Here is a 25,238-nt window from a genome sequence, read left to right on the forward strand (position 1 = left end):
AACCAGCGCATTGATGGCAACCTCTATATCTGCTAAACAGAGCTACCGGGTGGTTCACTGGCAGGCATTTTTCTGCTACCAATAGGTTTTCACGACATGAATAGGTAATGAATAAGTGGTTCCTTTTTCTGAGTACTTGCTTTGGGTTTTTGTGGCTACCTATACTCAACGCGCAGGACACGAATTCCCTTAAGTTCAAAAAACTGGAAATGGATAAAAACCTTTCCAGTGGAAATGTGCAGGCCATTTTTCAGGATGAAGATGGATACATGTGGTTGGGGACAAATAATGGACTGAATCGATATGACGGATTCAGGCTTAAGAATTTTTTTGCAGATCAGCGAGATTCCAGTACCATTAGCAGCAATTCGATATATAAGATTTTCCAAGGTCCCGAAGGAAATGTATGGTTTAAAGATTTCGATAAAATTGTTGATGTCTACCTGAAAGATAAAGGCATTTTTGAACGGGACATGGACGAGATTTCCAGGCAGTATAAGTTACGGAGTTCCGACATCACCCGGGTTTTTGAAGATTCAGAAAAAAGATTCTGGTTTTTACATCCCTATGAAGGTATTAGTCTATTAGATAGCGGACTACAAGAGACCCAGTATTTTTTCTCCAAAAATTCGGAGGAAGGTACCATCAGCAGTAACCTGGTGACAGATATACAGGAAGATCCCCATGGTGATTTTTGGTTGGTTCATGCCAATGGATGGATCGACATCGTTTCCGGAAAGACGTTAACGGTTATTAAGCGTATTCCATTATCGGATGCAAAGAAAGACCTTCTCGAATGCTCCTTTGAGATGGTAATAGACCATGCCGGAAATGCCTGGGTCTTTTGTCCGGATTACGCATTCGGTGTGTTTTGGGTTTCGGGGAGCACCTACATGGTACAATCTATTGATGATACCTCCGAGGAGATTCGACTGAATAATCCACTGGTTAAATCAGTGCTGGAATATGCTCCCGGTCAAATTTGGGTAGCGACGGATCATGGAGGAATCAACATAATTGATACCCAAAAAAAAGAGGTACGGTACGTACTCAACCAACCGGAAAACCCCCAATCGCTGTCACATAATGCTGTTTATGCCTTGTTTCTGGATACCGATGGGATTGTATGGGTTGGAACGTTTAAAAGAGGAATCGATCTGTATCATCCGAGATTGAACCGCTTTGGTCTGATAAAACGGGAAATAGACCCGGAAAACCCCATTCCAAGAAATGATGTGAATGCCATAGAGGAAGATTCTGAGGGCAATATCATCGTTGGCTCAAATGGCGGTGGCTTGTGGCGTTATGATCCTAAATCGAACGATTATTTGGATGGTGCCCAATGGGAAAATGGGGGAAGTAAAGCGCCCGGATCGGATGCAGTGATAGTAGACCTGCTAACAGACCAATCGGGCACCCTTTGGATTGGTACCTACCAACGTGGCCTTTACAATTACGATGGGAAGGAATTTACACATTTTGAGGCGGAGCCGGGGAAATCAGGTGCCTTACAGGACAATAATGTATGGAAAATATTTGAAGATAGTGCTGGAAGGTTGTGGGTAGGAACCCTGCGGGAAGGACTTTTCCTGATGGACAGGGAAAATGGCACCTTTACTCAATACAGGGCGGAGGGGCAAGGTATCCCATTGAATAACCAATATATTACTGGAATTACCGAAGATAAGGAAGGAAATATATGGGTAGGAGGGGGACGTGGTATCGATGTCTTTCACCCCGAAAATGGCTATCAGCGGTATTTTTCAGGGGAGGGAACAGACGGTACCGGACTTAGTAATGCGAATGTTTCGGAAATGATCCGGGATTCATTCGGAAATATTTGGGTAAGTACCGGAAAAGGCTTGTTTTATTACAATGAATCCACCGAATCATTTAAGGTTTTTGACCAATCCAGCGGTTTGAAAAATGATTTTCTGGTTAGCTTGGTGCCGGACCAGAATGGAGATTTGTGGCTAAGTTCCCAGAACGGACTGATTCACGCCGCCGTAAATCGTCACTCACGGGAATTGTCTCTAGGATTTAGGTGTTTTGCTACAGGAGATGGCTTACAGGGGGATTATTTTAATAAAAACGCTGCCTATTTGTCGGCAGAAGGCAGGGTGTATTTTGGAGGAGCGGATGGTATCAGTTACCTGGATCCGGAGACCTTTCCTTTCGTTGAGAAGGAATCTCAGGTGAAATTCACCGGTTTTCAGCTGTTTAACCAGCCAATTGGCATCAATGAGACGGTTAATGGAAGGATATTGCTTGAAAAACCCCTGGATAAAACCCGATCCATACAATTGAAGCACCATGAGAATGTTTTTACCGTTTCCTTTTCGTCTCTGAATTACCTCAACCCTGAAAAAAGCAGCTTTCTTTATCGACTGGATGGATTTAGTAAGGATTGGGCGAGTAAGGAAGCCGGTCCTTTTGAAGTTACGTTTACTAATCTTGATCCGGGCACCTACACCTTGCAGGTTAGAGCTGCTTCGAGTGATGGGGTATGGGGGGATGAAGTGGCATCCCTTAGCATAGAAATATTAACTCCTTTCTGGTTAACGCCCCTGGCCTACGGGATGTACGGGCTGTCGTTTTTCCTGGCTTTCCTGTTTTTCTGGAAGTGGTTGGTGTCCCGGGAACGACAAAGGCTCCAGCGTGCGGAGGAAATCAAGGAGAATAAACGGCTAGCCGAACTGGATCAAATGAAGAATCGGTTTTTCACGAACGTGAGCCATGAATTTCGGACACCCTTGACGCTCATACTGGCCCCCATAGAAAAATTACTTAAAGACAAAAAAGAATCGGCTCCAGAGGCTTTTCAACTCCAAACCATTCAAAAAAATGCTCAAAAGCTATTGCAGATGGTTAATCAGTTGCTAGAGGTACGTAAATTGGAAAATGACAGCCTGAAATTGGTATTGACCCAAGGAGACATGGTGACATTCATGGAGGAGCAAGTCCGTTCTTTTCAAAGTCTGGCCATACAGAAGCATATCGGCCTGACCTTTAGCTCCAATGTCCGGAACATCCCCGCCTCCTTTGATACCGATATGATGGGTAAAATGATTACCAACCTGCTATCCAATGCCTTTAAGTTTACCCCAGCTAATGGGGAAATAAATGTTAGTCTGGACTTTCAACAACACAGCCTTGAAAAAGGCTTCCTTCAAATCAAGGTGAAAGATTCAGGAGTAGGAATAGGAAAAGAGCAATTAGATCGAATCTTTGAACGCTATGTTACCCTGGGTTCCCACGAAAACCAGGGTACAGGCATCGGGCTTGCTTTGGTCAGGGAGTATGCGAAAGTGCATGGCGGTACTGCCCGTGTTTCCAGCCTTCCGGGTCAGGGGGCTACGTTTACCGTCTCTCTCCCCTTGGATTTGAGTGAAGGCTACCTGATTTGGGAAGAATTTTTCATGGATGCCGGAAAAGAAGAGTTGATCGCATCCGGTACCGGATCGGGAGTTCCCAGGGAGGAGCTTCCCACGATGTTGTTGGTGGAAGATAATCCGGACCTCAGGCAGTACCTGGTGGAAGTACTGAAGGATGCTTATTTTATTTATCAGGCCTCGAACGGAAAAGAAGCCCTTGAATTAGCTTTCCGGCACCTTCCGGACATCATTCTTTCGGATGTGCTAATGCCGGAAATGGATGGGGTAGCTTTTTGCCGGGCGGTAAAGAATGATATTAAGACTTCGCATGTGCCGGTAGTCTTACTTACCGCCAGGACGGCCGATGAGGATCGGTTGCTTGGATTGGATTCCGGTTGCAACCTTTATTTAAATAAACCTTTCAATCTGGAAATTTTACGTTCATCCCTGAGTAATCTGTTGAAGGAAAAAGAAAGGCTCCAGAGACGGTATCGAAAGTTGATAACCGTGGAAACGAGTGAAGCCGAATTGGAATCACTCGATGATAAATTAATGCAAAAAGCGGTAGCTTTGGTGGAAAAGCAAATCGACAATCCTGATTTTTCCGTGGAAATTTTAAGTAAATCCATGGGAATGAGCAGGGTACACTTGTACAAAAAAATAATCGCCCTTACCGGTCAAAGCCCGCTGGAATTTATCAGGACCATTCGCTTGCAGCGGGCAGCTCAATTACTGGGAATGAATCAGTATACGGTAGCCGAGGTTGCATACAAAGTAGGATACAACAATGCCAAATATTTCTCCAAACATTTTAAAGCCAACTATGGAAAAATTCCATCCCAATACCAAAAAGAAATTGAGAATGATTAATCGTAACTTGCTGATAGTCCTGTTTTGTTTTATAGCTGCCTGTTCTGCTCCTAAAGCGGATCCTCCCGAAGCCGTCTTGCCGGTGCCTCACGAGCGGCAGCTTGTTTGGCAGGACATGGAATTCTATGCCTTTGCCCATTTTAATATGAACACCTTTACCAATATGGAATGGGGCCTGGGAGATGAAGATCCTGCCTTGTTTAACCCCACTGAATTCGACCCGGCGCAATGGGCCAGGATCTGTAAAGCTGCCGGAATGAAAGGGATCATTCTTACCGCCAAACACCACGATGGATTTTGCCTCTGGCCCACAGCTACTACTGATCATTCGGTTAAAAATGCTGCCTGGAAAGAGGGTAAGGGGGATATCATTCGGGAGGTGTCGGATGCTTTCCGTGCGGAAGGACTTAAATTTGGGGTTTACCTATCTCCCTGGGACAGAAATCATCCGGATTATGGTAAACCGGAATACATAGCGGTCTTTCGGGAACAACTTCGGGAATTATTGACCAATTACGGGGATATCTTTGAAGTGTGGTTTGACGGGGCTAATGGAGGCACCGGTTATTACGGAGGTGCCAACGAAGAAAGGCGAGTGGATAAGCGAAACTATTACGATTGGAAAACTACCTACGAATTAATCCGTGAACTGCAGCCCAATGCCGTTATATTTGGAGATGCAGGACCGGATGTACGGTGGGTAGGCAATGAGCACGGATATGCCTATGAAACCACCTGGTCAAACCTGATGCGGGACTCCATTTATGGAGGCATGCCTGAATATGCGGAAAAGTATTCCGCCGGTCAGGAAAATGGAACCCATTGGGTTCCGGCAGAGGCAGACGTTTCCATCCGGCCGGGTTGGTATTATCATCCCTATGAAGATCACAAAGTAAAGTCCCTGCCTCAACTGTTGGATATCTATTACCGAAGTATAGGCAGAAACAGTTCCTTACTATTGAACTTTCCCATTGACAAGCGTGGTAAAATTCACGAGAATGACGAGGCCCAGCTTATGAAATTGGTTGATAAAATCCACGAGGATTTTTCTTCGCCCCTGCCTTTAGAGAACGCAAGGCTTTCGGCAAGCTCCACGCATGGTCAGGGGTTTGAAGTAGAAAATACAATTAGCGGGGATGATGACCTGTATTGGGCGGCTGAAGATGGAACAACCAATGCCACTATTCAAATTGAATTTGATGAACCAGTTCGGTTTAACCGATTTTTGGCTCAAGAAAATATAGCCCTGGGACAACGGATTAAGTCCTTTGACCTGGAAATAAAAACGACGAATGGGGGCTGGCAAAAGCTGTCCTCCGGAACGACGGTCGGTTATAAAAGGATACTTCGGTTGCCGGATACAGAAACCACAGCTGTTCGGTTGGTGATAACAGATGCGAAAGCCAGTCCTACCCTTCAGCACCTGGGTTTTTTCCTGGCACCGAAGGTGTTGCTTCCCCCCAGCATTACCAGAGAAAAATCCGGTTTGGTGAGGCTGAAAGCACCGGAGGAAGGCCTGGAACTGCTGTACACCCTGGACGGGACCGACCCGAAAGAGAATGGACAAGTATATACCGATGCCTTCACCGTATTGCAGCCAACCGAAATCCAGGTACTTTCCAGGGATAAAGGTACGGGCGAGACGAGTGAAGTGGCTAAAAAGGAACTTCAAATAGCTCGAAAAAACTGGAAAGTATTGGGTGATGGGGAGAATACCGACCATTTAATTGATGAGAATCCGGAAACAAATTACTTTACAGAAACCAATGCGGTATCCATAGATTTGGGGGAATCCTATTTACTTAAAGGATTTACCTATTACCCCATGCAAAACAGGTATTTGTCCGGCTTGATCACCAATTATGCATTTTATGTTAGCAATAATGGGTCACAATGGAAGAAAGTCAGCGAGGGCGAATTCGGCAATATTGTAAACAGTCCCATCGAACAACGGGTAAATTTTGCCCCAGTAGAGGCCAGGTATATCCAGTTGAGGGCGCTGGATAAAATGGATGAAAATCCGGCAAGCTTTGCGGAGATTGGTGTCCTGGTTGATAACCAATAAATAAGCTGGTTTAAAGGCCGGTTATTGCTGTTTTATAATTTAAAACTTTAAGAGTTTGGAAGTTTGGTTTAGTTTTTGTGTTTTTTGAATAAATTGTTTTATTAATCAACCAAACCAATAAACTATGTTAACTTGGGTAATTGTATTTCTGGTAGTAGCCTTGATTGCTGCAATATTAGGTTTCTCCGGACTCGCTTCCGGACTCGCATCCATCGCTAAAATTATTTTTTACATATTTGTAATTCTGTTGGTGATCAGTCTTATAGCAGGGGGATTAAACGGATTTTAATGATAAAACGCGGCCAACCCTTAATTACGATTGGCCGCGTTTCCTAATCCGGAAGGTAAACTTCTCTCTTAGTAAGTCACTATTTCTTCCTTGGCCGAAACATGAACTACTTCTTCCAAAAAATCAATGGAAGCATCCAGTACTTCGTCCCAATGATCGGTTTTGATGCGAGAAGCAATCACATGATCGCCCGCATCGGGAAATGCCACTTTTCTTTTGAGCGATTCCGGTGTATCGATTTGCGCGTACATGTCTAGCATGGCGGGCACCGATACCACTTTGTCCTGGATTTCCTCATTTTTGTAAAAATAGCCCATAAACAGCGGCTGCTCCACCTCTTTAAACGTTTCGGCATTCATCTCACTTTTTACCAGAATAGCCAGGCTGCTGTATGCATTGATATGCAGGCGATCGGACCAGTACTTTCCTTCTTCGGTTTCCCGGGGTACTTCCATAATACCATCTTCCGTCATGGTCAACTTCATCAATGTTTTCATCCAGGGTTGGAAAAGGGGATCCAACCGGTCACCATAAATGCCTATACAGGGAGAATATAAAAGAACCGCATGGATTTCCGGTCGTTCTTCAGCCAAAACCAATGACAAAGCCCCGCCCATAGAGGTGCCAATTACAATCACTTTCTCTCCTAATTGCTTGCTGATCATATAGGCCTCCCGGGCTCCCTGAACCAAATCGGGGGCATTGAGATATTCAAATGCATTCGGCCGGCTAATCCCATGCTCCGGAAGCCGGCTTAAATAGAGATTAGCACCAAAATGTTCGGCAATTTTGCGATGTACCGGATCACCTTCCATGTGGCTGGCACCAAATCCATGCACGTACAAAATGCTATAGGGCGTTTTCGCTTTTCTAAGACTATCAGCCCAAATGATTTGTGCCCGATTGTGGGGTTTCAATCCGGCTACCGTATCTTCTTTCTGCTGGATATAGGTTTCGAGGCTTGCCAAATCTGCCGGGACTTCCGGATAAGTACCACTGAGGTCCTGGATGCTTTCTTTGGGACCCAACATGTATAGGAAAACCAGCAAAATGGCAGATCCCATCAGCCAGGGAATGATTCGTTTCATCTGTTTATTTCTTAATGTCTTCATAAGAGGCGACTACGCCCCTAACCATGGCAGAGCTAAACCCGTGGTGCTCCATTTCATTCAGCCCCTTGATCGTGCTACCCTTTGGAGTAGTCACCTTGTCAATGGCAGCTTCCGGATGAATTCCCTTTTGAATGATCAATTCCGCGGCCCCTTTTACCGTTTGATTTACGATTTTATTAGCCGTTTTGGCATCAAACCCGATCTGAATCCCTCCCTGGGTCATGGCCCGCATAAAGCGCAACACAAATGCCGTTCCACAGGCACCCAATACAGTGGCAGCCTCCATCAAATGTTCCTCTATGGTGATGGAGATACCCACACTATTGAAAATGGATTTTACCATGTCCTCGGATTCGCTCGTAAAATCCTCCCCGCAAATGCAAGTGATGGATTCTTTAATATCGGCCGCGATGTTTGGCATCACCCGGAACACGGTAGTACCGGGTTCTAATTCCTTTTTAATGGCAGCCAATGAGATTCCTGATGCTAACGAGGCAATCACCTGCTTTTCCTTAGACAGGAATGGCTGAATCTCCTGAAGAACAGGAACGATATTGTAGGGTTTAACCCCCAGAATGACAAAGTCGGCCTCCCGGACAGCTTCTTTGTTGTCTGCCAGTACGCGTACGCCCTGAGATTGCAGGTAAAAAAGGCTTTCCGGATGCCTTTTGGTAACGGTTAGGTTTTTACCATCGAAACCCTTACTTCCCAATAATCCATTGACGATGGAAAGTCCCAGGTTTCCACAACCTATGATGGCGATTTTTTTGTTGGTTTCCATTGCTGGTTTTTTTTATAACGTGAGGGGGTAAAATTAATCAATTATTCACGGAAAGGTAATTTTATTACTTATTCAGACGGGGGCTGAATTTGTTGGGTGTAGCTATAAAAGTTTGGATCTGTTTCGAACATTATTCCTGCCTGCAAGCGATCGGTCGATTGCCAGGTGCCTGTCGGTGAAAGCCAATAGATTTGCTCCCCTTGGCGGACCTTGATGGGCATGGAAAAGTCTTTTACCACCTCCTGCCAACGGTAATGGAGCCGTTCGCCTTTCCAGTAATACTGAAAAAGGGGAACCTTGGCAGTGCGAAGATACTGGTCAAAGAACGGTCTTAAGGAGAGGCCTGTCTCCTGAGCCAGAAAACCTTCAATATCCTCTGTGGATACCGTTTGGTGGTAAAACTGATGGTTCATTTTACGTAAAATTGCCCGCCATTTTTCGTCCTGGTCTATCCACTGCCTTAGGGTATGGAGTATATTGGCCCCTTTAAAATACATGTCTCCCGACCCTCTCTGATTTACCTCGTAATCACCAATGATGGGTATATCGTTTCTTATTACCTGACGGGCTCCCTGTAGGTAAGCATTCCCTGCCAACACGCCGTAGTGATAATCCAGGAAGAGGCTCTCCGAGTAGGTGGTAAAGCTCTCGTGAATCCACATATCGGCGATGTCGCGATAGGTAATGTTATTGGCAAACCATTCGTGCCCGGCTTCATGTATGATGATGTAATCAAAGGTAAGGCCCCAGCCGGTTTCACTAAAATCCTTTCCCTTGTAACCCTGCTGGTAACCGTTTCCGTAGGTCACCGCAGATTGGTGCTCCATGCCCAAATACGGCACTTCGATCAGTTTGAAACCATCTTCATAAAAGGGGTAAGGACCAAACCAGTGTTCGAAAGCCCGCATAAGGCGTGGGGCATCTTTAAATTGAACCTTGGCTTTTTCCAGGTTTTCCTTTAAGACATAATAGTCCATGGACAGGGACCCTTTTTCACCCAGGTATTCCTCTGAAAAATGGGCATAATCCGCTATGCTGATGTTTACACCGTAATTGCTAATGGGATTACTTACAAACCAATGATAGGTGGTTTTATCATCAGCTCGTTTTTCTTTTGAGCGCAACCTACCGTTAGAGACGTTTATCAGTGGATCAGGAGCCGTAACGCTGATCAGCATGCTATCAGGCTCGTCGTACATATGATCTTTGCAGGGCCACCAGAGACTTGCCCCGTCTCCCTGATTGGAATTGGCAATAAAGGGTTTTCCTTTCTGATCTTTCTCCCAGGTTAGCCCGCCACTCCAGGGTGGATTGGGACTGATTCTGGGCTTTCCCCCATAGCGAATCTCTAGCCTCTTGACCGTACCTACTTCCTGTGGCGATGCTAGTTGCACAAAATAGGCATTTCCTTCCTGCCAGTACCTCAGTTCCGTTCCTTCCTGATAAAATCCGTGAATTTCCATCGGTTCCTGCAAGTCGATCTGCAGCGTTTCTTCCTGTTCAAGGACCTTGTAATGGACGGTATTTTTTCCATATATGGATTTTTTTTTGGGATCCACCTCTATGTCCAGGTGATAATAGACCAGATCCCACCATGCCCGCTCGGGCGTGATGCTTCCCCGTAAACTGTCCTGCCGACTATAGGGGATGGTCGATTGCTGCGCTTGTAATCCGTTTGAGAATATAATCGAAAACCCCAGGCTAAAAATCACAATGAACCGGGGGTTGAGAAGGAAAAGCTTTTCCATAATTTGAATCTTCATTTATTCGTAGCGGTTTGCCAGGTCCAGCTTTTCAAGGTCAATCATCAATTGGGCCACTTTCTGGGATACATCTTTAAAAAACCGCTCCCCTTTTTCAGGACTGGAAGCTTTGGGATTTCCGATTCCCGTATCTTCGGTGACCATGGACCACTTTCGTTCTGCCCAGGCCCAGCCTTCTCTCAGTGCCGTTACGGTTGATTTTTTTTCGGCACCATCGCCTGCTTCTGCCAGCGGGCCGACCAGATGGGGATGCAGGTGCATGATCAGACTGGTTTCCATTTCGTCTGCATGATCGCCCATGTGTTCAAAGTAGATGGTCTTATCCATGGATTGAAACCAATTGCAAGTGCTGAAAAACATGTCGGGAAATTCCAGTCCAATTTCGCGCAAAATGGTTTTAAAGTCATTTCCTCCATGACTGTTTAATATCAACAGTTTAGGGACACCTTGCCGATGCAAGACATTGGTCAGGTCCCTGATAATGGCCAACTGGGTGCTGGGATTGAGATTCATGTCCAGGTAAATGTCCGACTGCCCGGTATTGACTCCAAAAGGAATGGTGGGGAGTATGGTGATTTTGGCTCCTGATTTCCAGGCTATTTCTCCGGCAGCAGCAGCGATGGCATCCGCCTCGTAAATATCGGTTCCATAGGGAAGGTGATAATTATGGGCTTCAGTGGCTGCCCAAGGCAATACAGCCAACTCTATTTTCTCATCTTTTAAGGCTTTCCAGTTGGTCTCTGCCAATATATAGGGTCTCATTGTAAATTTATTAATGATTTAAACCGGTACTCCAAAACGTAAATAAACCATATTTTTTTAGAAATTCCATCTCTCCACTGAGAAGACTTTCCTTTATCCCCTTAGCAAAAAACCAATTTGTCTACAACGACTGTCACTTTAAATGAAGGTTAGTTTCGGAGATTCTTTCGCTTTAAAGGATATAAGCTCGGGGGTCATTCCTGTCCCGGGTTATTGTATTTTTCGGCAATGGAGTTCAGTTTTTCTTCAATGAACTCGTTGTCCAGCCAGCGTCCCCGGACCATGACCCCGGCTGGATTCCGGAGATGGCTCAGGTCCTCCAGCGGGTTATTTTGTACCAGTATCAGGTCTGCTTCCATTCCTTCCTTTAGTTGGCCAAAATTTCCTTCGAAAAACGTAGCCGGATTAACGGTGCCAATCTGCAATGCCTCCAATGGGCTCAATCCCGCATCGAGCATGCCCTGCAATTCGTGGTGGATGGAAAATCCAGGTACATTGAATACCTGAGGGGCATCGGATCCCAATAGTAACCCTTGCCCTTCCATGTGGAGTGCTTTGATAAGCGCGTGTCTGATTTCATTGAATCGTCGCCATTGATCCGGATCATAGTTATCTCCCGTGGTCTGGTTATTTTTACTAGCGATCCAGTTTTTTATGGTTTCCGGATTCATGTACTTCATTTCTGGCTGCCTGGCCAACTCCTCTGCGGGAGTGGGCGAAAACCAGCGGTCAAAAAGTGCCTGCGTGGGCACCACCCAAACCCCATTTGCTTGGCTAAGGGCCACCAATTCGGGAATAAGTTCTTTATCAGCCAGATCTGTAAAATTATAACCAAAAAAACCATTTTCTATGGGATTTACTCCTTCCTCCTCCGGAACCAACCCTTCCAGAAAACCATCTACATGATCCACCGTCTGGTATCCGCTCGAAAGGGCATGACGAATACGCACCAGATTCGAAACGTGGCCCGCATAGGGGATTCCGACTTCCCTGGCCGTCTTTACCAGGGTGTCAAATACATGTAACCGAATACCGGGATGTAGCTTTAGAAAATCGTACCCGGCTTCAGCATAGGCGGTCACCTTCTCCCGGGCCTCTTCCGGGTTGCGCACCGTGTTGCCGTTCAGTGAGGGACTAGAAGTAAAAATTCTAGGAGAGAGGATTTCTCCCTTTTCCGCTTTCTCGCGCAAGGGTAGGTGTACCGGATTGCCCAGCATTCCCCGAATGGTGGTGATGCCATTGGAAAGGTAGAGGAACAGGGTTTCTTCCACCAAGGGGTCATTCCATTCCAGGGCAGGGATATGCGCATGCATTTCCGCCAGGCCCGGCAGGAGGTAGTTACCTTCCCCTGCTATGACGTTACCTTCGCCCCAATCAACAGGGGAGCCAGCAGGAACGATCCGGTCGATTAGCCGGCCATTAATGATGACATGGCTGGTATCTATTTTTCCGGATGTTATATCAATGACCCGAACATTTTCAAATACAGTATCTTCGGAAGATAAGGAATAATTTTCAGTCTGCTGTCCACAGGAGATGAAAACGAGACACAGAACTAGGGAGATTGAGAGGTTTTTCATTGGTACGTGGTTAGGTGGGGGTACGCTCGGTATTGGATCGATATTGGTTTATGCCAATAATAAGATTTTGCCTATATGTTTTGAACTTTCCATCAGTTGATGGGCTTTGAAAGCATCTTTCAAGGGGAATGCGGTATGAACCACCGGTCGAATCATATCCGGGAATAGGGGCCAGACCTGAGCCATTAATTCGGTTGCAAGGATTCCTTTGTATTCCACGGACTGAGGACGCAGGGTAGAACCGGTAAGTACCAGTTCCTTTTTCATTATCCGGATCAAATCAACTTCTCCAATTTTCCCATTCATGGCATTGATCATAATCAGCCGGCCCTTCTGAGCGAGCAGCCGAATGTTTTTTAGGGAATAGGAGCCGCCCACCATATCCAGGATCAGGTTAATTTTTGCCCCTTGCAACCTGGTTTTTAGCGTTTCTTCGAAGTCCTCGCGGCGATAATTGATAGCGAGGCTGGCACCCAATTCCATGCAGATTTCGCATTTTTCATCCGTTCCAGCCGTCGTGAACACCTCTCCGCCAAGTGCCCTGATCACCTGAATGGCCGCTACACCAATGCCGCTGCTGCCGCCATGTACCAGTACGTTTTCGCCCGATCGAAACCGGCCGATCTTGAAGACGTTATTCCAAACGGTAAAAAAGGTTTCCGGCAGGGAAGCCGCTTCTTCCAGGCTAACGCCTTCCGGGATCGTAAGGCACTGGTCTGCCGGGGCAACCACGTACTCCGCGTAGCCGCCACCGGCAATAAGCGCGCAAACCTCGTCCCCGATTTCCCAGGTTTTCACCGTTTTACCCAACTTCTCTACCCAGCCGGAAACCTCCAATCCCGGAATATCCTCCGGCACACCTTCCGGTGCAGGGTATTTTCCCAGGCGTTGGGCAAGATCGGGTCGGTTCACTCCTGCTGCCCGAACGCGGATAAGCACTTCGTTTTCCCTGGGCTCCGGCAGCGGTCTTTCTTCCAACTTCAAAACTTCCGGGGGACCGGCCTTGGTGATTACGATTGCTTTCATGTATTTATTTTATAACCAAAAGTGGAATGTGGGTGTGATAGGCCATCTCTACGCTATGACTTGTGGAAAACAGGGAATTGAAAAAACTTTTTTCCTTCGAAAACATCACCAGCAAACTTTCTGTTTTGCCCTGCAGGTAATCGTTTAGTCCCTGATCGCTGTCCTCTCCCATCAGTTTTTCAAAGGTAAAGTCACAGTCAGGAAACGTTTCCGTCAGATGGGCAGCAATGCCTTTAAAGCTGATGTCTTTGTCAAAATCAGCACCGGTTTCCACATGCACCACCTCATAGGGTAGGTTCCAGGTTTCTGTCAGTTCGATTAGTTTTCGGAACATGGCTTCGTTCTCGTTTTCCAATTCCAGGGCCACCCTTATATTTTTGACCGATTCGAAATTGGCATTAAAAGGCACGGCGATGACGGGTACCTCGCTTTCTTTGACCACAGTAGCGGTGTTGGATCCAATCAGGTTTTTTTTGATCCCGCTGGCTCCTTGGGTTCCCATGATGATCAGGTCATAATCCCCATTCGCTACCGTGGCAAATATGGCCGTCGAAACCGTGCCCTGGATGATTTTATAATCCACCTCTACCGAACCATCGGTCTCGCTGATCACTTTTTTTAATGCTGCCTTGGCATCGGATTCAATGGCCTGAATGATCTCTGCTGCCTGTGCGGCAAAATCATACACGGCATAGTACGAATACATTAAGGTAATGCTGGCATCTTGCTGTTGCGCATAAGACCTGGCAAAGGAAAAGGCGTTGGCCGCATTTTCGGACAAATCGGTAGGAACAAGGATCTTCATAGTGGTTTTTTTTACGATCCTTAAGATAATGAAATTTAATCTATTCGGCACAATGATTTAAATCATATATCTTTGTTATTCATTCCTAATCAAGCGATGTTTGAATTTGATAAAGAAAAACATTATCCAAAAGAAACGGAGAGCCGGGTGGTCGTTCGCTTTCAGGATTGTGACCCGTTGCAGCACTTGAACAATGCCAAGTATTTCGATTATTTCTTCAATGCACGAGAGGATCAGGTTCCCAAATTGTACGGCGTGGAAATGATTGATTTTATCCGCAAATACAAAGCTGCCTGGGTGGTGTACAATCATAACATTTCCTATGTCCGACCTGCCCGGGTGGGGGAATGGGTTCGCATCATGAGCCGGATCATCTGGCATGATCACCAAACCGTACTCATCGAATACTACATGACCGATGATAACAAGGAGGAGTTGAAAACCTTACTTTGGACAACCATGCGCTATGTAGATGTCAAAGAAGGAAAGTCTACCGAACACACCGGAGCCGTTAATGAATTCCTCATGGCCGTATCAGAATCAATGGACATTCAGAAGATGACTGTCAAAGACAGAATCAAAGAAATTAAATCGAAATTATAGACGCACCAAACCCATTGGATAAACTAGCTAAATAAGCTGTAGGTAACCTGGATCTGGTTTTCTTTTTCCCAGCGAATCCATCCATTTCCCAAAGGGTTGAAATCCTGGTCTAAAAGCGTAACGTTCAGCCATTGGCCCTTTACTGCTGCTGCTTGCAGAAATACAAACTCGGTACGAACCTCGTCCGCATTTTCCTGAGGTTTGATTCTGACGGCTACCGGCTGGCCAGGTAAGGCCTCTTCCGAAAAAACGGGCAAAAGAAATTCCGGCCAATAGATCAAGCTTTTAAAAATAATTGCTTTTTCTTTAATTCAAAAGAATTTTATTAGGATAACCATTTGATCCTGATAAACTTACTCTCGTATAAAACCGTTTTTTCCAGCCCTTTTCAGACTACGTTCAGACCAAAGGTATGCCTCGGGTACCGCTCCCAAAAAGCTGGTTTGGGTAGGGGCGATCAGGGCGGGAATTTGGTACATGTCTGTTATTTTTAGTACGTTTAGCAGCTCCAGGGCAGTATCCCTGCCGTTGACTGGGCTGGGTTGGTCATGAGTCTCCGGTGGATGGGACAAGATCAGCTTTTCGCATTCCTCGTCCAAAAAAGCCGCATACATGGCAACCAGCCCCATGTGGTCTCTGGCGGCGATGCTGATTTTTTCCGGATCTACCCCTGGCAAGGTTCGGGCATAGTCCAGGGCCCGCAAGGCATCGTATACCTGCATGGAAGGCAAAGTTCTTCCCGTCCAGGCCGCTGCCCTCCGCACGTGCCAGTTTAATTCTGGCGCCCAGCCAGCTTCCCCGGTTCCCCGTACTTCCAGATAGGCAACGTTTTGTCCGCGGGCGATTTTTTGGGCAAAGCTCTCCGAATCCCACCGTTGTTCCCCGGGGCTTCTTAAGATGATTACCAGGGGATGGTTTTCGTCCGGATTCTGCCGGTAAAATACGTTCAGCTTTAAGCGCCATCCGTTTTCGCTGGTAAAAGCAAACGTCTTATTACCAAAAGGAGCCAGGTCAGCCGTTCGGTATATTTCTTTACCTTCAAAGGCTGCCGTCGCTTTCGGAAATGCACCAAAGGTGCGGGTTAATAAGTATTCTTTAACCTTTTTGCGCTGCTCGTTTAACTCCTTTTCACTGTCAATTTCCGGTGGGGAAGGGATCTTTAGAAAGTGATCCTGAATGACAGGAGTTAGATCTCCCTCAGGTGCAGAATCACCGTACACCGCCAGGCTTTCGGCCGGAAGCAAGGCAGCGGGATCTGTTTCAATGTCTGCGATTTGCTCTGGCGGGACGTTTTTCCCCATCAGGTGTTTTACGAAGAATGAAAAAATGGCTTTGCGTGATTTTTCGTGGTAAGAATGCCCTCCGGGTGTTATTACCAGGGAAACCTGATCTTCCGCTTCCAGGTTTTTGTAAAAGGAGGATAACATCTGGTAGAATTCCCGAGTGGATTCGACGCCATAAAGTTCGTCCCGGTCCGACTGGGCAATCAATAGCGGCCTGGGAGCAATCAGGGCTCCAATGTCGGTGAAGTCCATTTGAAACGTGTTGTTCGGCATCATGCAATCGCAGTGTCCGTCAATCCTTCGATCGCCTATCTGGGAATCCATGGTGCCAGCCCCACATACAGGGGCAGTTGCTTTGATCCGGGGATCTGCTGCGGCCAGGTACCAGCTTTGGGAGCCGCCGCCGGAAATACCGGTGACCCCTACATTATTCATATCCACTTCCTTTCGTTCGGCCAGGTAGTCCAGGGCCCGGATGGCATTCCATAGCTCCACAGCGGCGGGATTGTATCCGCGGGAATACCAGTGAAACCAGCCTTTGTTATACGGCCCCCAATGATGGCCATCCACCTCGCCGAATTGCAAGGTGTCGAAAATCAAAGAGGCAAAGCCCAGTTGGGCAAGTCTACGTGGGTGGGCCTGGTAATGTGCTTTTTGCCCAGGTGCATGGCCGCAAAGGTACAAGACCAGCGGCCGTGGGGAGCTGGTATCGTCTGGTAAATACAAATTGGCCGGTACAAACAATCCCGGCAAGGACTCAAAATAGAATTTTTCAATCCTAAATCCATCTTCCTGAACGGTCCCCGTATGGCGGACGGTGGGTGCGGTACGCGGCCCTTCCATGGAAAAGCCCATCATTTCGATAAACTGCCGGTACCGCTCCGGTCTTTGGGTTTCCCAGTCGGAAGGGGAAAGGGTTGGTGGAGGAAAATCAGCGCTCAGGGCAGCAGCTTCCTGTTGCAAATAGGACAGGATCGAATTTTGGACCGGAGCGTCCTGAGCCAGGGAAGAAAACAGGGGGCAGCTTAGGAGTACTGCCAAATAGAATGAACGTAGCTTTGTAGGGCTTATCATGGGCATTTCAGTTATCGTAATTCGTCGCACACAGGAACAATGGCAAAGCCGGCCCAGCGGGGAAACGACCGCATAAGCTAGTTAAAAAACACTAAAATACCACCAAAATTGCCTTTCCTTTTATTTTTCAGTAATTCTGTTTAGATTAACTCTATGAAGCCATTTACCAAGCAACAAACCGAAGATTATGCCCGCGATGGATACCTGGTGGTACCTGGATTTTGCTCCCGGGAAGAGACGGATCGATTGTACCGGGTAGCTCTGGACGACGAGGCCATGCGGAAAAATGCCATGGACCTCAACGATCAGTCGGGAAAAAAGACCCGTTTATCCCTCTGGTTTAAGCCAGGAAAGGATGTTTTTGGCTACCTGACCCGCAGTGAAAAGATGGTGAATTGCGTAGGGCAGCTATTGGACAGTGATGCCCCGGTATGCCATTTTCATTCCAAATTGATGCAGAAAGAACCCAAGGTGGGTGGAGCCTGGGAGTGGCATCAGGACTACGGCTACTGGTACAAAAATCAGTTTATGTTTCCGGATCAGTTGCTCAGCGTGATGGTTGCCCTTACGCCGGCCAACAAGGAAAATGGTTGTTTGCAGGTAATTAAAGGTTCCCACAAATTGGGAAGGGTCAATCATGGATTTGCAGGTGAACAGGTAGGTGCCGATCAGGTAATGGTGGACAATGCCTTGAAGACCATGGAATTGGTATATTGTGAGCTACAGCCCGGCGATGCCTTGTTTTTTCATAGCAACCTGCTACACCGATCGGCCGCCAACTTATCCGACAAACCGAGGTGGAGCATTATCTCTTGTTTTAATTCCCTATCAAATATCGCATACAATGAAACCTCCACTGCCTGGAAGGAACCGATTGAACAGGTACCAGACGAGGCCATTTTGGAATGGGAAGCAGCTTCCCTTTCGGAGGCGGATTTTCTAAAAAAAGAAAATGACCCGGCCCTAAAAAACACTGGATGGGAATCGGATGTGGAGGTTCAGAAAGATAGCTGAAGTTAGCTTTTTTTGTTTGGTTATGTCATCATGACCAATCACCTTCTCTTGATTGCTCAACAAAAGGATGGAAAATTATCAGACTGGGTTCGGTATTACAAAAAGGTTACAAGCAAGAAATTAGTCAATATGATTCTGGAAAATCCTCAGGAAAGCAGAAAGGAATGGTTGAAGATGATTTTTGCTTATCATGCTAAGTTTAATAACAGATCTGGAGAAATGCAATTTTGGACACATGAAAACCATGCCATTGAACTTTATCGAACCGAGATGATCGAAAGTAGAATGAATTATATTCATGAGAATCCGGTAAGGGCGGGAATCGTGGAAAAACCGGAAGACTATATGTGTTCAAGCGCGAGAAATTATGCGGGATTAGATGGTTTGATAGCGGTGGATTATTGGTAATGACGTCCATTTCCAATTGCAAATTGAAAAGGATAGAAGGGTGTAGTTGCAAACCTACACCCAGATGGGGTAATTTCAGCGAAATTACCAAATTAGCTTTTCGATAAAATTCACCCTTAATCTTTCATATTTTTTGCGATACTTTCCTCATAGATTTTTACAACATCCAAGACCCTTGATCTGCTGCTATAATATACACCTGATTGGTTATTGCTGTTATCTATTTTTATTATGCTCAGCTTGCCGTTTTCAATGATGCCATATTTCGGCAAACTGTTAATTCCTACCCCATCTATCAATTCTTCCTGTAGTATTTTATTAGCTAAAAGATGTACACCGGATAAGTTTTTTTTATAAATGTAGGATTGCCATACCTCTTTTTTCTCAGGCTTGTCGAAAGAAACATACAAAATGCTCATATCCTTTTTGGAGTCTTTTAATAAGGATTTCATGATTTTATGATCGATCAAACACGGACCACACCATGTAGCCCAGAAATCAACAAATATTACCCGCTCCTTTATTGATTTTACCATGCTTTCCAAGGAACCGTAGGCGGCATTGTTCATGATGCTTATTGATGTGCTATCAATTTCATTAAGCCGTTGCCCGTTTATGGAGACTGTATTATCAAAATCTTTCACATCAGCCTGTATATTTACCGTATCCATGGGAAACATTAAAGTTTCCACTTGGTGGGTGCCAATGTTCATCCTAACATAAGAAGGAGCCATAAAACCGATGTTAATGAGAAAATCTCCCGAGGAATTTGTTCTCAAAATTATATTGCTTATATCCCCGAAGCTGTTGTCTAAGGCGGTTAAACTTATTTCCCCTGAATTGTAATTCCGGAAGTTTCCCATAATCAGTGTCTGCGAATGATTCTCCAAGGAAAAACCAAATAATAAAATTGTTATAAAAATTCTCATTGCGTAATTATTTATACCGTTATTGGCTTTCTTCCATATTAGCCAAAAGTAGAGAGTTCATTCCTATTTGTAATAAATCTTTTGCCCAGACTCTTCCGATGGCAATTACATTTGGGGCTGATATTATTCCGATCAGTTCTCAGTCCACTATAAACCGGTAGTTAAAAGACAATTACCTCGGTCGGTTTTTTATAAGAAACCGTATCAATGATTAAGTCCTCGATCCCATGATTGTTGAAAATTTCTTTAACATCTAGGATCTGTTTTAAAGGGATTTCAGTGTAGGTTTTTATCAATCCAGTCAGGGAGTATTTGTCCGGATCCAGTTTTTCTACCTCCAAAACTATTTTGCCGGAAATGTCTTCCAAAGGCACTTCTTTCCCTCTCAGAAGGACCCGGCCGTGTTTTTTAAAGAAAATATCAATATAGTGCCTATTCACAGGATCCGGTGATAGAGTGGCGACAGTAACAGATTTATCTTTTTTCAAATTCGGCGTCTGATGGACTTTATCATTTTTATTGGGATCATCAACAACAGCAACTGTTTCTTTTTCCGAAAGGGATACCAAAAGAACTGCAAACACCGGTACCAGTAGCAATCTTGCCAAACCGGCAAATCTGTTTTGATTTTTTGATTTCATCATAATTATTCGTTTTTTAAGGTTACTTGAATTAAGTTCTGTAAATAATGGGAGCTTAACCCTATTCTGCACCATTGACAGCATGGTTGACAGGTATATTTGGATATCAGATTCCTTGATAACCATATCATCAGCCCGGAATTCGAGGTTATTTCTAATAGCCTGACTATGAAGCCATCCAAAGGGGTTAAACCATTGGAGAATTAAAAGCAGTTCAGCAATTAAAATATCATAAAAATGTTTTTCTCTTGAGTGGACTGATTCATGGTTTAAAACCACCGCTATGGAAGGATTGTTAAGAATGTTTTTCCCTATAATAATCTTGTTAAGAAAAGTGAAAGCCCGGACATTATCTTCGGAAACATAAACATTTATTCCATTAACAACTTTCTCCCTGCATCTTTTTTGGATACGGGCAGCTACTCTATACCCATAGACTAGCTTTATAAAAAAATATATTACTCCTACCAGGTAAATGGTCAGCAAAACTTCCTGAAATCCTATAGATTTTTCTGCTTCTGTTGCATAGGTTACAGGTTCTAAAACATCGGCACCATTGACGCCATAGGAAAAATAATTGCTTGTCGGCCTGAGGTAGGAGCTTGCTTTAAAAGTTATATGGGGTATAATAAAAGAGGCAATAAAAGATCCTACAAGATAAAAGCGGTTAAATACGAAATGCTTGCTTTTCTGGAACAGAAAATGATAAGCAATATAGAAAACAGCAGTTCCAATAGCAACCTTCAATAGATAATAAAGAACATCTTCCATGGTTTATTTGGATTTTATAAGTTTCATTATTTCTTCAATTTCTTCCCGATCAAGTTCTTCATCATCTATAAAAGATGCTACCGCATTGGAAAATGAGTTGTCGAAGTAATCGCTAATTATCTTTTTCATAAAACCTTTACGGTATTCCTCCCTTCTGAGCAGTGGAAAATATTCATAGGTGTTTCCATATTGTTTAAATCCCACGATTCCTTTATCCTGTAATATCCTTACCAGTGATGAAATGGTATTGTTGTGTGGTTTAGGATCTGGGTATTTTGCCACAATATCTTTAACGAAAGCTTTTCTGAGTTTCCAGAGGATTTTCATTACCTCCTCTTCCTTTTTTGTAAGTTGGACCATACTGTATTAATTAATTATTTAAATATACAACGGATAAATCAGGTAAACAACTGATTTATCATTTATTTTAATTTTTTAATTAATTAACTTTTTGTTTAGCTAAAATTTAGCCTTGATGATGTTTACGGAAAATCCGGAAAAATACTTTCCCTATTCCAGGGTAGAGATCGTGCATTTTCCAAAGGGAGAATCCGATCCGGAGTTTTTTGAGGCTCCACACATTACGGGTCCGGTAGATTACATGATTAATCGTACCATGGAATACCTTAAGATCAATGTGCTGAAACAAATGACTCGAAAAATAAAGGGGCAGTCAGCATCCGTACGTGTTTGGAACTACCCTTTCGAGGCTTTTGAGGAAATAATTGCCAATGCACTTTACCATCGAGATTATCAAACCCGGGAACCAGTAGAAATACGGATTTATCCCGACAAGGTGATGGTGATCAACTATGGAGGACCGGATCGTAGTATAAAGATAAGCGAATTTCGAAAGGGTGCCGTTTTTCCTCGCAGGTATCGGAATCGGCGCTTGGGGGATTTTCTCAAAGAATTGGATTTAACGGAAGGCAAGGCAACAGGTATCCCTACCATTCGAAAAGCGATGAAAGCCAATGGTTCTCCCCTGCCCGATTTTATTACAGATCAGGAAAGGAGTTTCTTTCAGGTAAATGTTCTTGTTCACCCTTGGTTCCTTGAAGAAGTTGAAAAGGAGGAAATACCCCCCCAAATACCCCCCCAAATACCCCCCCAAACACCCCCCCAATCCGAGGATGAACCCGTCACAATCGGTTTGCCGGAGAAGCAAAAAGAGATCGTTCAATTGATAGTAAAAGATCCAACGGTCTCAGTAAAGACAATTTCTGAAAAGTTGGAGATAAACTACTACACAGCCAAAGAGCAGGTAAATACCCTTAAAGAAAAAGGGGTGTTGGAGAGAATAGGAGGGACCAGGGGATATTGGAAGGTTTTACCCAAGACTTATTGATTACCGAAGAAGTTCGGAGATCTAGTTGAAAGACCTCGAATCCCTCAACTGGGTGTAGAATCCGCTACATCCTATTATTCCTATCTTCCCCACCTAGGTGTAGTTTGTAACTACACCTTTTTATCCTTGGAATTTGTAATTCCAGTTTACAACAATTATTTTCAATTATGGGCGAAGCTTACCGGATAAGAGATCAGGAAATGCCCTATTTCTTCACCTTCCAAGTGGTTGGATGGGCAGATGTGTTTTCAAGAAAAATGTATAGGGATTTTATCTTGGAAAATCTGACTTATTGTAGAAATGAGAAGGGGCTTTTTTTGTTTGGTTATGTCATCATGACCAATCACCTTCACTTGATTGCTCAACAAAAGGATGGAAAATTATCAGACTGGGTTCGGGATTTCAAAAAGTTTACAAGCAAAAAATTGCTCAAAATGATATTGGAAAATCCTCAGGAAAGCAGAAAGGAATGGTTGAAGATGATTTTTGCTTATCATGCTAAGTTTAATAACAGATCTGGAGAAATGCAATTTTGGACACATGAAAACCATGCCATTGAACTTTATCGAACCGAGATGATCGAAAGTAGAATGAATTATATTCATGAGAATCCGGTAAGGTCGGGAATCGTGGAAAAACCTGAAGACTACATGTGTTCAAGCGCGAGAAATTATGCGGGATTAGACGGTTTGATAGCCGTGGATTATTGGTAATGATGTCCATTTCCAATTGCAAACTGAAAAGGATAGAAGGGTGTAGTTGCAAACTACACCCAGATGGGGTTTTTGGCAAGCTCATTGCCCAGGGCTTTCAGTTCAGTTTTTAGGGACCGGTATTTTTTGGTGAGCTTCTTAGCCTCTTTTTTGAAATGATCAGTAAGTTCAATCTCAAAGTTCATCGAGGAACTCTTGAAGCGGTGTACCCTTCATTTTGCCTTCCTGGATCAACTTCACCTCCCTAAAACCCTGCTCAAGCCCGTCTAAAGCTTCCTGGCTTGCTTCTATTGGTTCTTCCTTTATCTTTTCCAGTCCCAGGTTTTTCACCAGTTCCAGAAAGAAGGAATACTTGTGCTCGGGTATCATAATCGTTATCTTTTTCATAATCAGAAAGGATTATTTTGATTTTATTTTTTGGTAAAAGCGGTTCGTAAAGGCCACCGTGTTTACATGACATTTTTTTATGGATTAGGTCATTTTTGTAATACCCTTCCTATTTAATTTATTTCCATTTGCATTCATTAAAGCGTTTAATACGCCAATATAGGAACCTTTGGCCAGTTAAAAAAGTTGCAATGGCTCACTAAACAATCTCTTGGTAAACAAATACTCAATATGCTGAACAGTGTCTGGCCGAGATTTGAAAAAGTACACATGAAAACCATGCCATTGAACTATATCGAACTTAATTAGCGATTTCCAGTTTTACCTTCACTTTTTTTAATTTCTGGCCAGATGTATTTTTAAGCAGGTCCGAAACCTTTTGACGGGGAATCGCGACATAAGTTGCCGTTTCCAGAATACTGATCAAGCCAATTTCATTGCCCTTCAGTCCACCTGTTTTGGTCAAGAAGCCCAGCACATCCCCTTTACTGATTTTGTCTTTTTTCCCCCCGCTGATATACAGACATTCCATCGAAGACGGTTCGGGAATGGTGAAGTCCGCAGGGACCTGGTATTCCGGTAATTCTTTGGTCAAATATTCCGGAAGCTGTTCGTCATGGGCTAATACCAGGTAGCCGGTTCCCGAAGCATGCATGCGTGCCGTTCTACCATTGCGGTGAACATAAGCCTGTTCCGAGGTAGGAAGTTGGTAGTGCACCACTTGCCTTATTTCGGGAATATCCAGACCCCTTGAAGCCAAATCGGTTGCAATTAGTAGGTTCTGGCTGCCATTCCGAAAACGTATCAGGTTTTTCTCCCGATCTATCTGTTCCATGCCACCGTGCAGCAGGGCATGAGCGAAGTTGTTTTCGGTAAGCATCTGGCTGATCCGGTTCACGGCCTCCCGGTGATTGCAGAAAACCAACGTGCTTTCCCCGGCCAGGTCCGCTAGCAACCGGAGCAGTGTATCCGCTTTTTCTACGCTGGAGGTTCTCACTAGTTTTAGCTCCAGACTATTGGAGGAAGCGCCTTTCAGGAAATCCAATGTCTCCCATTCTCTGGCTGGAAGCATTTCGGGCAAGGGATGCAGCAGCGTGGCGGAGGTTAAATAAAACCGAGGTTCCCCTTTTATTTTTTCGAACAGCATGTTCAATTGTTCGTGAAAGCCCAGTTGAAGGGACTTGTCAAATTCGTCCAGGATAATAAGGGAAAAATCATCGGGCTCGATGTTTCCGCTGAGGACATGGTCGGAGAGCCTTCCGGGGGTTCCCAGCACCAGACCGGGATTGTCTTTCAGCCGATTGGTTTCCACCTTCATCTCGTGACCACCGTAACAGGTGCAGGAGGAAATACCCGTTTTTAGTGATTTGAATACTTGGTCAATCTGCACGGCAAGTTCCCGTGAGGGAACTACGATCAATGCCCTTTTGGTGGGGCCTTCTTCCTGCAGTTGTTGAACGAGGGGGATGAGGTAAGCCAGCGTTTTGCCGGAGCCCGTTGGGGCCAGTAGGATCACTTCTTTGCAAGATGCTGCCTTTTGGAAAAATGCCAGTTGCATTTCGTTAAATGCGTCGAATGGTAGATTTTCAAGAAGGGGCTGAAAGTCGGAATGGTTTGCTGCTGTCATTTGGCAAAGGTAC

General features: G+C 44.8%; 22 protein-coding genes. 8 read left to right on the forward strand and 14 right to left on the reverse strand.

Going from position 1 to position 25,238, the window contains the following annotated elements:
* Positions 1-209: 209 nt before the first annotated feature.
* The 3 genes from GJQ68_RS17980 to GJQ68_RS17990 all read left to right on the forward strand — a co-directional run bounded on the left by GJQ68_RS17980 (position 210) and on the right by GJQ68_RS17990 (position 6,598).
* Positions 210-4,244 (forward strand): two-component regulator propeller domain-containing protein, encoded by a 4,035-nt coding sequence (locus tag GJQ68_RS17980; protein WP_162418677.1) that lies wholly within the window; start codon positions 210-212, stop codon positions 4,242-4,244.
* The gene (locus tag GJQ68_RS17985; RefSeq protein ID WP_162418678.1) at positions 4,237-6,309 is read left to right on the forward strand and encodes an alpha-L-fucosidase; all 2,073 of its coding nucleotides are present in this window, start codon (positions 4,237-4,239) and stop codon (positions 6,307-6,309) included. The genes GJQ68_RS17980 and GJQ68_RS17985 overlap by 8 nt, the downstream gene beginning before the upstream one ends.
* A gap of 124 nt (positions 6,310-6,433) precedes the next feature.
* Positions 6,434-6,598, forward strand: a complete 165-nt coding sequence (locus GJQ68_RS17990; RefSeq protein ID WP_162340339.1) for a DUF1328 domain-containing protein — start codon at positions 6,434-6,436, stop codon at positions 6,596-6,598.
* A 68-nt stretch (positions 6,599-6,666) separates the two neighbouring features.
* Here the strand turns inward: GJQ68_RS17990 and GJQ68_RS17995 are convergent, their stop codons facing one another.
* The 7 genes from GJQ68_RS17995 to GJQ68_RS18025 form a co-directional block, all read right to left on the reverse strand.
* Complete coding sequence (locus GJQ68_RS17995; protein ID WP_162340340.1) at positions 6,667-7,686, reverse strand: alpha/beta hydrolase; 1,020 nt, start codon at positions 7,684-7,686, stop codon at positions 6,667-6,669.
* A 4-nt stretch (positions 7,687-7,690) separates the two neighbouring features.
* Positions 7,691-8,491 carry a pyrroline-5-carboxylate reductase gene (gene proC, locus GJQ68_RS18000; RefSeq protein ID WP_162340341.1) on the reverse strand — a complete coding sequence of 267 codons (801 nt, stop codon included), beginning with the start codon at positions 8,489-8,491 and terminating at the stop codon, positions 7,691-7,693.
* 68 nt (positions 8,492-8,559) lie between these two features.
* A complete protein-coding gene (locus GJQ68_RS18005; RefSeq protein ID WP_235941730.1) occupies positions 8,560-10,254 on the reverse strand; it encodes a M1 family metallopeptidase in 1,695 nt (564 codons plus the stop codon).
* Entirely contained in the window at positions 10,255-11,016 is a 762-nt protein-coding gene (locus GJQ68_RS18010) for a creatininase family protein (RefSeq protein WP_162418679.1), read from the reverse strand.
* A 194-nt stretch (positions 11,017-11,210) separates the two neighbouring features.
* Positions 11,211-12,596 carry an amidohydrolase family protein gene (locus GJQ68_RS18015; protein WP_162418680.1) on the reverse strand — a complete coding sequence of 462 codons (1,386 nt, stop codon included), beginning with the start codon at positions 12,594-12,596 and terminating at the stop codon, positions 11,211-11,213.
* Between the two features lie 48 nt (positions 12,597-12,644).
* Positions 12,645-13,622 carry an NAD(P)H-quinone oxidoreductase gene (locus GJQ68_RS18020; RefSeq protein WP_162418681.1) on the reverse strand — a complete coding sequence of 326 codons (978 nt, stop codon included), beginning with the start codon at positions 13,620-13,622 and terminating at the stop codon, positions 12,645-12,647.
* Between the two features lie 4 nt (positions 13,623-13,626).
* A complete protein-coding gene (locus GJQ68_RS18025; RefSeq protein ID WP_162418682.1) occupies positions 13,627-14,427 on the reverse strand; it encodes a universal stress protein in 801 nt (266 codons plus the stop codon).
* 96 nt (positions 14,428-14,523) lie between these two features.
* On the opposite strand from GJQ68_RS18025, the gene GJQ68_RS18030 reads away from it, so the two are divergent.
* Positions 14,524-15,030, forward strand: coding sequence for an acyl-CoA thioesterase (locus GJQ68_RS18030; protein ID WP_162418721.1), 507 nt, complete (start codon positions 14,524-14,526; stop codon positions 15,028-15,030).
* Between the two features lie 23 nt (positions 15,031-15,053).
* Here the strand turns inward: GJQ68_RS18030 and GJQ68_RS18035 are convergent, their stop codons facing one another.
* Both GJQ68_RS18035 and GJQ68_RS18040 read right to left on the reverse strand, forming a co-directional pair.
* Positions 15,054-15,311, reverse strand: coding sequence for a hypothetical protein (locus GJQ68_RS18035; protein WP_162418683.1), 258 nt, complete (start codon positions 15,309-15,311; stop codon positions 15,054-15,056).
* Positions 15,312-15,383: 72 nt separating this feature from the next.
* Positions 15,384-17,387, reverse strand: a complete 2,004-nt coding sequence (locus tag GJQ68_RS18040; protein WP_162418684.1) for an alpha/beta hydrolase — start codon at positions 17,385-17,387, stop codon at positions 15,384-15,386.
* 153 nt (positions 17,388-17,540) lie between these two features.
* Here GJQ68_RS18040 and GJQ68_RS18045 point away from each other — a divergent pair, with 153 nt between their 5' ends.
* Entirely contained in the window at positions 17,541-18,401 is an 861-nt protein-coding gene (locus GJQ68_RS18045; protein WP_162418685.1) for a phytanoyl-CoA dioxygenase family protein, read from the forward strand.
* A 30-nt stretch (positions 18,402-18,431) separates the two neighbouring features.
* Positions 18,432-18,809, forward strand: coding sequence for a hypothetical protein (locus GJQ68_RS18050; RefSeq protein ID WP_202927968.1), 378 nt, complete (start codon positions 18,432-18,434; stop codon positions 18,807-18,809).
* A 116-nt stretch (positions 18,810-18,925) separates the two neighbouring features.
* Here GJQ68_RS18050 and GJQ68_RS18055 read toward each other — a convergent pair whose 3' ends face one another.
* The 3 genes from GJQ68_RS18055 to GJQ68_RS18065 form a co-directional block, all read right to left on the reverse strand.
* On the reverse strand, positions 18,926-19,738 hold the full coding sequence (locus GJQ68_RS18055; protein WP_162418686.1) for a TlpA family protein disulfide reductase: 813 nt from the start codon (positions 19,736-19,738) through the stop codon (positions 18,926-18,928).
* Positions 19,739-19,899: 161 nt separating this feature from the next.
* The gene (locus GJQ68_RS18060; RefSeq protein ID WP_162418687.1) at positions 19,900-21,150 is read right to left on the reverse strand and encodes a M56 family metallopeptidase; all 1,251 of its coding nucleotides are present in this window, start codon (positions 21,148-21,150) and stop codon (positions 19,900-19,902) included.
* 3 nt (positions 21,151-21,153) lie between these two features.
* A complete protein-coding gene (locus tag GJQ68_RS18065; protein ID WP_162340353.1) occupies positions 21,154-21,510 on the reverse strand; it encodes a BlaI/MecI/CopY family transcriptional regulator in 357 nt (118 codons plus the stop codon).
* Positions 21,511-21,625: 115 nt separating this feature from the next.
* Between GJQ68_RS18065 and GJQ68_RS18070 the strand changes: the two genes are divergently transcribed.
* Both GJQ68_RS18070 and GJQ68_RS18075 read left to right on the forward strand, forming a co-directional pair.
* Entirely contained in the window at positions 21,626-22,498 is an 873-nt protein-coding gene (locus tag GJQ68_RS18070; protein WP_162418688.1) for an ATP-binding protein, read from the forward strand.
* 167 nt (positions 22,499-22,665) lie between these two features.
* Positions 22,666-23,211 carry an REP-associated tyrosine transposase gene (locus GJQ68_RS18075; protein WP_162340356.1) on the forward strand — a complete coding sequence of 182 codons (546 nt, stop codon included), beginning with the start codon at positions 22,666-22,668 and terminating at the stop codon, positions 23,209-23,211.
* Positions 23,212-23,385: 174 nt separating this feature from the next.
* Here the strand turns inward: GJQ68_RS18075 and GJQ68_RS18080 are convergent, their stop codons facing one another.
* Positions 23,386-23,598 carry a hypothetical protein gene (locus tag GJQ68_RS18080; protein WP_162418689.1) on the reverse strand — a complete coding sequence of 71 codons (213 nt, stop codon included), beginning with the start codon at positions 23,596-23,598 and terminating at the stop codon, positions 23,386-23,388.
* 301 nt (positions 23,599-23,899) lie between these two features.
* Positions 23,900-25,225 (reverse strand): DEAD/DEAH box helicase, encoded by a 1,326-nt coding sequence (locus tag GJQ68_RS18085; protein WP_162418690.1) that lies wholly within the window; start codon positions 25,223-25,225, stop codon positions 23,900-23,902.
* Between the last annotated feature and the right edge of the window lie 13 nt (positions 25,226-25,238).

It is taken from the genome of Cyclobacterium roseum (assembly GCF_010119225.1).
GTDB classification, from domain to species: Bacteria; Bacteroidota; Bacteroidia; order Cytophagales; family Cyclobacteriaceae; genus Cyclobacterium; species Cyclobacterium roseum.

Excerpts from the sequence above, each read along its gene's own strand:
- GJQ68_RS17990 (WP_162340339.1), top strand. The coding sequence starts at position 6,434 with ATGTTAACTTGGGTAATTGTATTTCTGGTAGTAGCCTTGATTGCTGCA.
- GJQ68_RS18005 (WP_235941730.1), bottom strand. The coding sequence starts at position 10,254 with ATGAAGATTCAAATTATGGAAAAGCTTTTCCTTCTCAACCCCCGGTTC.
- GJQ68_RS18045 (WP_162418685.1), top strand. The coding sequence starts at position 17,541 with ATGAAGCCATTTACCAAGCAACAAACCGAAGATTATGCCCGCGATGGA.
- GJQ68_RS18050 (WP_202927968.1), top strand. The coding sequence starts at position 18,432 with ATGACCAATCACCTTCTCTTGATTGCTCAACAAAAGGATGGAAAATTA.
- GJQ68_RS18040 (WP_162418684.1), bottom strand. The coding sequence starts at position 17,387 with ATGATAAGCCCTACAAAGCTACGTTCATTCTATTTGGCAGTACTCCTA.
- GJQ68_RS18010 (WP_162418679.1), bottom strand. The coding sequence starts at position 11,016 with ATGAGACCCTATATATTGGCAGAGACCAACTGGAAAGCCTTAAAAGAT.
- GJQ68_RS18065 (WP_162340353.1), bottom strand. The coding sequence starts at position 21,510 with ATGGTCCAACTTACAAAAAAGGAAGAGGAGGTAATGAAAATCCTCTGG.
- GJQ68_RS17985 (WP_162418678.1), top strand. The coding sequence starts at position 4,237 with ATGATTAATCGTAACTTGCTGATAGTCCTGTTTTGTTTTATAGCTGCC.
- GJQ68_RS18060 (WP_162418687.1), bottom strand. The coding sequence starts at position 21,150 with ATGGAAGATGTTCTTTATTATCTATTGAAGGTTGCTATTGGAACTGCT.
- proC (WP_162340341.1), bottom strand. The coding sequence starts at position 8,491 with ATGGAAACCAACAAAAAAATCGCCATCATAGGTTGTGGAAACCTGGGA.
- GJQ68_RS18080 (WP_162418689.1), bottom strand. The coding sequence starts at position 23,598 with ATGAAAAAGATAACGATTATGATACCCGAGCACAAGTATTCCTTCTTT.
- GJQ68_RS18025 (WP_162418682.1), bottom strand. The coding sequence starts at position 14,427 with ATGAAGATCCTTGTTCCTACCGATTTGTCCGAAAATGCGGCCAACGCC.
- GJQ68_RS18055 (WP_162418686.1), bottom strand. The coding sequence starts at position 19,738 with ATGAGAATTTTTATAACAATTTTATTATTTGGTTTTTCCTTGGAGAAT.
- GJQ68_RS18030 (WP_162418721.1), top strand. The coding sequence starts at position 14,524 with ATGTTTGAATTTGATAAAGAAAAACATTATCCAAAAGAAACGGAGAGC.
- GJQ68_RS17980 (WP_162418677.1), top strand. The coding sequence starts at position 210 with ATGGATAAAAACCTTTCCAGTGGAAATGTGCAGGCCATTTTTCAGGAT.
- GJQ68_RS18070 (WP_162418688.1), top strand. The coding sequence starts at position 21,626 with ATGATGTTTACGGAAAATCCGGAAAAATACTTTCCCTATTCCAGGGTA.
- GJQ68_RS18075 (WP_162340356.1), top strand. The coding sequence starts at position 22,666 with ATGGGCGAAGCTTACCGGATAAGAGATCAGGAAATGCCCTATTTCTTC.
- GJQ68_RS18020 (WP_162418681.1), bottom strand. The coding sequence starts at position 13,622 with ATGAAAGCAATCGTAATCACCAAGGCCGGTCCCCCGGAAGTTTTGAAG.
- GJQ68_RS18015 (WP_162418680.1), bottom strand. The coding sequence starts at position 12,596 with ATGAAAAACCTCTCAATCTCCCTAGTTCTGTGTCTCGTTTTCATCTCC.
- GJQ68_RS17995 (WP_162340340.1), bottom strand. The coding sequence starts at position 7,686 with ATGAAACGAATCATTCCCTGGCTGATGGGATCTGCCATTTTGCTGGTT.
- GJQ68_RS18085 (WP_162418690.1), bottom strand. The coding sequence starts at position 25,225 with ATGACAGCAGCAAACCATTCCGACTTTCAGCCCCTTCTTGAAAATCTA.